This is a genomic window from Breznakia pachnodae, from assembly GCF_030814225.1.
In the GTDB taxonomy this organism is placed as follows: domain Bacteria; phylum Bacillota_I; class Bacilli_A; order Erysipelotrichales; family Erysipelotrichaceae; genus Breznakia; species Breznakia pachnodae.
In genome coordinates, this window is record NZ_JAUSUR010000011.1 from 21,024 (window position 1) to 28,205 (window position 7,182).

General features: G+C 31.5%; 5 protein-coding genes. 2 read left to right on the top strand and 3 right to left on the bottom strand.

Features of this window, described 5'->3' with window-relative positions:
• Positions 1 to 17 precede the first annotated feature (17 nt).
• Both J2S15_RS20055 and J2S15_RS20060 read right to left on the bottom strand, forming a co-directional pair.
• Positions 18 to 3,359: an FtsX-like permease family protein gene (locus J2S15_RS20055; protein ID WP_307412190.1), complete on the bottom strand. Its 3,342-nt coding sequence runs from the start codon at positions 3,357 to 3,359 to the stop codon at positions 18 to 20.
• 2 nt (positions 3,360 to 3,361) lie between these two features.
• Positions 3,362 to 4,063 carry an ABC transporter ATP-binding protein gene (locus tag J2S15_RS20060; protein ID WP_307412193.1) on the bottom strand — a complete coding sequence of 234 codons (702 nt, stop codon included), beginning with the start codon at positions 4,061 to 4,063 and terminating at the stop codon, positions 3,362 to 3,364.
• Between the two features lie 116 nt (positions 4,064 to 4,179).
• Here J2S15_RS20060 and J2S15_RS20065 point away from each other — a divergent pair, with 116 nt between their 5' ends.
• Positions 4,180 to 4,764, top strand: coding sequence for a TetR/AcrR family transcriptional regulator (locus J2S15_RS20065; RefSeq protein ID WP_307412197.1), 585 nt, complete (start codon positions 4,180 to 4,182; stop codon positions 4,762 to 4,764).
• Here J2S15_RS20065 and J2S15_RS20070 read toward each other — a convergent pair.
• Positions 4,761 to 5,549 (bottom strand): methyltransferase domain-containing protein, encoded by a 789-nt coding sequence (locus tag J2S15_RS20070; RefSeq protein ID WP_307412200.1) that lies wholly within the window; start codon positions 5,547 to 5,549, stop codon positions 4,761 to 4,763. The genes J2S15_RS20065 and J2S15_RS20070 overlap by 4 nt on opposite strands.
• 150 nt (positions 5,550 to 5,699) lie before the next feature.
• Here J2S15_RS20070 and J2S15_RS20075 point away from each other — a divergent pair, with 150 nt between their 5' ends.
• Positions 5,700 to 7,040, top strand: a complete 1,341-nt coding sequence (locus J2S15_RS20075; protein WP_307412201.1) for an RNA-binding domain-containing protein — start codon at positions 5,700 to 5,702, stop codon at positions 7,038 to 7,040.
• The last annotated feature ends 142 nt before the right edge of the window (positions 7,041 to 7,182 follow it).

Consider the following 7,182-nt stretch of genomic DNA (forward strand, 5'->3'; position numbering starts at 1 on the left):
ATAGCTCATTTTTAATTTTAGTCTACTGATTTTAGTGCTTCCAACATATCTACATGTTGGAGTTTTTTGTTTATGTATACACCAAGTATTGCTAGTGTAATACCAATTACGATAACTGGGATGATGAATGCATTTAGCCATAATTCTGGATTAAACATTACATCATCTGGTGGTACTACATTTAAGATATAGCTATGTAAGAAGATACCAAATACATAACCAGCGAGAATACCAAGAATTGATAATACAATGGTTTCTCGATAGATGTACATTGTTACTTCCTTATCATAGAATCCCAATACCTTGATTGTGGATAATTCTCGAATGCGCTCACTAACATTAATGTTAGTTAAGTTATATAGGATAACGACTGCTAGCATAATTGCTACTACAATTAGTACAGTCATAATCTTATCTAACGATTTAACTATTGTATCAATCTGTGTAGATAAGGTTGTATTTTGGACGACTCCTTTGACTCCTTCATTTGTCATGAAGTTGTTTGCCCATGTCTCTACATTTTCTTTTGAATGATCTTGTAGAGTAACCAAGTATGCGTTGTTACTTATGGTTGTATCTGTAATATCTTTATAGTAATCTTGACTCACAAAGACAAAGTGACCAATGTACATTTCTGTAATATCTTCTACTTTTAGTTTGACATCATTTCCTTGTGGATCTTGAAGCGTAATTGTATCTCCTTCGCTAACATCCATTAGGGAAGCCAATCGTTCAGATATAATTGCACCATCATTATTTAACTTGATAGTATCATTACTCTTTCGATCATTAAGTAGAATATCTTTTTCTAATTGTTTGTTGTCATTAGGAACAATTAATTTAATTGATTGTTTATCTTTACTAGTTTTAGAAATCGTAGATAACTCTTCATAGTAGATACTTGTTGAATGATCAACCTTTTTATCTTTTAATAATGAATCAAGATTTTTACTTTGTGACTCTGTAAGAAAATCATTTTCAGCTACAATCATATCGTAATTGATAATATCATCAAATTGTCGCTCACCAACTCCTGCAATGGAATGTTGAACACTGAATCCAGTAAAGATTAATGCTACAGATCCACATACACCAAATATTGTCATCAGCATCCGTTTCTTATAACGGAAGATATTTCTTGCTGTTACTTTGTGTGTGAAACTCAAACGATTCCATAAAGGTTTAATTCTTTCTAGGAATATCTTAGAACCATCAGCTGGTGCTTTTGGTAACAATAGACTACTTGTCTTTTCTTTTAGAGCTTTTCTAGCTACTAAGTGAGCAGGTAATACTGCACTGATTAAAGCTAATACAAAGGCTAGTATACAAACAAATACATCTATGTGGAGTTCGATTGGTGGTAAGGCGAAACCTACTTTATATGCATCGTAAACGATGGCTGGTAGTAAGGTATGACCTAAGGCAACACCAATAAGCGTTCCAACAAAACTTGCAATCAAACCATATAACGTAAACTTCTTTATGATATCTCTGTTTCCATATCCCAACGCTTTTAGTGTACCCATATTAATTCTTTCATCATCAACAAATCTTGTCATTGTTGTGAAGGTAACAAGAGCTGCTACGAAGTATAAGAAGATTGGGAATACTTTTGCTAATGAATCAATAATTTTTGATACTGTGCTATATATTTTATATCCTTCAGCACCAGGGATCTCACGACGATTGTAGTATGAGTAAACTGGTTCTTTCAGATTCTTGAACATTTCTTTCGCATCGCTTAGCTTCGTTGTTCCATCTTCTATCTCTTTATTAATATCGTCTATCTGATTATCATATTCAGTTTTTTTACTATTGTAGGTTTCTTCGCTTTCAGCAAGAGTAGTTTTTGCTTCTTCCAGTTTACTTTTATTTTCACTTAATTCCTCTTTCGCACTTGCCAGTGCAGTTTGGCCTTCACTAATTTGAAGGGCTGCATCATCAAGTTGTACTTTGGAATTTGCTAATAGTGTTTCTTTTTCACTGAATGTACTATAGGCACTGTTGTACTCATTCCATTTTTGGTTAATTAGAGTAGTAGCATCACTGATGCCTGCCATTCCTGGATTATAAGTTGTTTGAATGAAACTGTTGTATTCAGTTGTAAGATTGTCTAATCCAGCTTGTAATAAAGTTAGATTTCCATTTAATTCTGCAATCTGTTCAGCAGTTAAATTTGGATTTTGTAGTGCTGAATTAATATCATTTATTTGGGACTGAATTCCACTCATTGTACTTTCATAAGACAACTTAGCATTTTCTAGTTTTGTCTTATTCGTATCAATTTCTACTTGTTTTGTATCTAACTCAGTTTTACTGTTTTGTAACTGCGTTCTACTATCATTCAATAAGATTACCGCATCTTGGTACTCAGTTAATTTACTTTGATATTCAGCCACCTTTTGATTCAATAAGTTTTCATTCTCAGTAATTGTTGCTTCTGCTTCGTTTAATAATTGTTCATTACTGCTGATTTCATCCTTTGCTGTATCGATTTGATTTTTTGCTTCATCTAGCTGCTCTTTGGCATCACTGGTTTGTGTCTTTGCATCATCTAATGTCTGTTGTGCAGTATCAATAGCACTTTGATAAGTATCTTTGATGCTTGCAAACCGAAGGGAAGGCTGATCAATTAGTATACTTGCTAACTCGTCTTTATGATTTTGAATAATATTTGTATATTCATCACTATAAGGGTCAATTCCTTCAGTATCTGTGAACGTCATTCTTGCAATCATATATATGTCACTGTCAAAGACTGCTTCGTTTACAATTGCAAATCCTTTTAAATCTCCAGTACCTGCAGTAGTGGCACCCAGATTTACGGAGGATAATATTTCACTTGAGTTAATATAACCAACAACTTTAAACTTATGTTTCTTTAATACTTTGTTTCCAGTAATATCTTCTTTTTCATCAAAGACAATGGTATCACCAATTTTATATTGATCTGCATATTCATTTGTAATTGCAATTTCATTATCTTTGGTTGGTAGTTTACCATCAATCAATTCATATTTTGATATTGTCTCTGGTTGAGAAAAGATTCGAAAACTATTATCACTGTCTTTAATCGTTACATCTTTTAGATATCCATATTCAACATCTTTTAATTCAGAGTAACTGTCTATAAGTGATGTATCACTTTCATCTAAACCATAGTCACTCATAATAGTTAAATCAGATAAGTTATAGGTATCAAAATAGTTTGTAGCAGTTGTACGCATATTAGGACCAGTAACCATTAAACCAACTAAGGCGAAGGAACCTAGCGCCATGAGTGAGGCAATGGATATAAATCTACCTATAGATTTGGTAAAGGACTTTCGTAAATCTTTATTTAATGCACGTTTCTTCATCGTTACCACTCAATATCCTTTATACTTTGCGGCTCCTTATTGATTGTTGTGTCCTTTACCTTACCATCCTGCATTCTAATAATACGATCAGCAATCGGTGCAATTGCTGCATTGTGAGTAACAATAACAACTGTTGTATGTTTCTCTCTACTCATATCCTGAAGCAATTGAAGTACTTGCTTACCCGTATTGTAGTCAAGTGCACCAGTTGGTTCATCACAAAGTAATATCTTTGGATTCTTTGCGATTGCTCTTGCTATGGCAACACGTTGCTGTTCTCCACCAGATAACTGTGCAGGGAAATTATTAATTCGCTTCTCCAACCCTACATCAATCAGGACTTGAGTAGAATCAAGTGCATCACTAACAATTTCACTGGCAAGATCAACATTCTCTTTTGCACTTAAGTTTGCTACAAGATTATAAAACTGAAAGACGAATCCAACATCATTACGTCGATAATCACAGAGTTGCTTGTTATTGTAGCCAGCAATATCTTTACCATCAATAATGATTGAACCACTGTCGTTGGTATCCATACCACCAAGTAGATTAAGTACAGTTGACTTGCCAGCACCAGATGCACCAAGTACAATTACTAACTCCCCTTGTTCTATTTGAAAAGATACATCTTTGTTGGCATCAATCTTACTTTCACCAACGATATAACTTTTATTACTATTAATTAATTCAATATAACTCATATACGCCACCTCCTTAAATCAACATGTTGTTGATTTAACTTGTAAGTTATTATAGAATAGGTTTATCAATGATTCAATACACAAAAGATTTAAAAGTGTTGATTTAAGGAGCTTTTATGCAAAGACAAACAAATACAAAAGAAAAAATTAAAGATGTATTTATAAAACTAATAAATGAAAAGGGGTTCGATAGTATCAGTGTAAGTGATATTACTAGAAGTGCGAATATCAATCGTGGTACCTTCTATCTTCATTATTTAGATAAATATGATTTACTTGAAAAACTAGAAGATGAACTGATTAATGAAATTACAAATATTTTAATTGATGAAACATCTATTTATGATTTAGAAAACAATTCACCCTTTGAATATGATGTTGTATTAAAAATGTTGAATTATGCAAAAAAGGAATTTTCTTTCATTGCAGCAATTGCCAGTGAGAAAGGTGATCCTCAGTTTCCTTCAAAGTTTAAAAAACTTCTACATCTGCAAATAACAACAAAATTTGGTGATTTAACTAAAAAGTTAACTCCTTTAGTGGCCGGTCTTTCTGTCGACTATAATATTGAGATTATGCTAGCAGCACCTGCAGCTATTATTCTTTTATGGATTAACAATGGTGGAAAAGATTCACCAGAGAAAATCGCAAAGTTAATCGTTGATGGTACACGTATTTCACCATACGATATTGTTTATTAAATAATTTTGTTGTCTGGTTTATATGCTACAAAGAAGAAACGTCTGAAATGAAAAATGATTTCTCCATTTTCATGTATTGGATATACTTCTTTAGCTTGTTCTTTTACTTCAGAAAGAAATTCCATCTGTTTTGATACAACCATCTGATTTAAATATGGACGAAGCATTGTACCTTTGATCCAATTGACTAAATCATCATGAGACTTCATTCGATGATAATACACAGTCTCCCATATATCAAATGTATCTGTGAGTTTTGATAGAATATTAAAGTACTGATCAGGATCTAATGTTTTATTTAATTCTAATTTACAAAAATCAATATTCCATTTTGAATTACCAACAATATTCCTTACTACTTTATAAAGAGGAGCATTTCCATTCATCGGAATTTGCACTGCTAGTGCACCATTAACATTTAACAACTCAAATAATTGAGGAATAAAAAATTCATGATTGGGAATCCACTGTAAACATGCATTAGAGAAAATAAGGTCATAGTTATTATCTAATTTATCGATGTCTTTTTGTACATCAAGTAACATAAACTTATCATCAGGATAAGTCTTTTTTGCGTTCTCTATCATATCGACTGATGAATCAACACCCAAAATATCTGCATTAGAAAAGTATTGTTTTAGAATTGCAGTACTATTTCCAGGACCACAACCAATATCTATAATCTTATCTAGATTATTTGATTTTACTTTCATTAATAAATCAATCGCAGGTTGTGTTCTTTCACTGTTGAATTTTAAATATTGATTTGAATCCCACTTTGACATAACGATTCCTCCACTTTATTAATTACTCAAATTATACCAAAAAGAACAAGTTAATTGAATTTTACTGAATGTTAAAACCTCATACTAAAAGATTATTATATTAATTTAGGATTATTGTTTATTACTGATAATTAATGATTGAGGTGTAATATGAAAGAAAAACATAATGTTGAATTTAAAGAAAAGTGGAGAGATGATTTTCTTAAAACAATTGCTGCATTTGCTAATACCGATGGTGGTGTTTTATATATTGGTAAAACAGATAATGGGAAAGTAATTGGCGTTATTAATTCAAAAAAGTTGTTAGAAGATATTCCTAACAAAATCAAAAATAAATTAAGTATAGTTTCAGATGTTAGAGAAATAGAGATAAGTGGAAAAAGTATTATTGAAGTAGAGGTTAATAAATCGAACACAGCAGTTTCATATAATGGAATTTATTATTATCGAAGTGGAAGTACAACGCAAAAGATAGAAGGTGGAAATAATCTTCTCCAATTTCTTATAGAGAAGACTGGTAAGACTTGGGACTTAGAAGTTATAGATATACTGACAGTCGCTGATTTTGAAAGAGATAGTTTTAAAATTTTTAAAAGACTTGCAATTGAAAATAAAAGAATGGATGAAGAAGATTTTGATGGCAACGATGTGCATATTCTAGAAAAATTGGATTTGATTCGAAATGGGAAATTAACAAAAGCTGCAATTATGTTGTTTTATGAAAATCCAGATATTATTGCGCCAGAATCCTATATAAAAATTGGAAAATTTAATGACGAGCATGAGATTGAATATATGGATGAAATACATGGTTCACTTATTCAACAAGCAGATAAGGTAATAGACTTATTGTATCTAAAATATTTGAAAGTAAACATTACATATAAAGGAGATGTGCGAGTAGAAACATTTCCTTTTGAGCGAAGTGCAGTACGAGAAGCAGTGTTTAATGCAATTATTCATAAGAATTATGCAAGTCAAAATCCAATTCAAATTAAGGTGTATGATGAGAAATTGTTAATTTCAAATGACTGTCGGCTGCCTCTTGGATGGACAGATAAAAATATCATAAATGATCATCAATCTCGAAGAAATAATCCAGCAATAGCAAATGCTTTTTACCGCGCTGGACTTGTAGAGTCTTGGGGAAGAGGCATAGAGAAAATATTTGATAAATGTAGAAAAGAGGGAGTTCCAAAACCGAAGTTTATAGTCCATCCTGAAGATATAATGGTTATATTTAAAGCAAATAAAAAGAATAGAAAATTAGATAAAAGTGCTAGTTCAATCTCTTTATTAGATGAAATTGACATCAGTATAATAAATGCTATTAAAATAGATCCTAGTCTTTCATACAGACTGCTAAGTGAAAAAGTTGGAATATCTGCACCAGCTATTCAAAAAAGAATGAGAAAAATGTTGGAAAAAGAAATTCTGAAAAGAATAGGAACAAATCAAAAAGGAGAGTGGACAATTAATGTGGACATTTAATATTATGAATAAAATGTCTATATGATATTTTATTCATAATATTAAAATTACAAGGTTTACAAGGTTTACAAGGTTTACAAGGTTTACAAGGTTTACAAGGTTTACAAGGTTTACAAGGTTTACAAGGTTTACAAGGTTTACA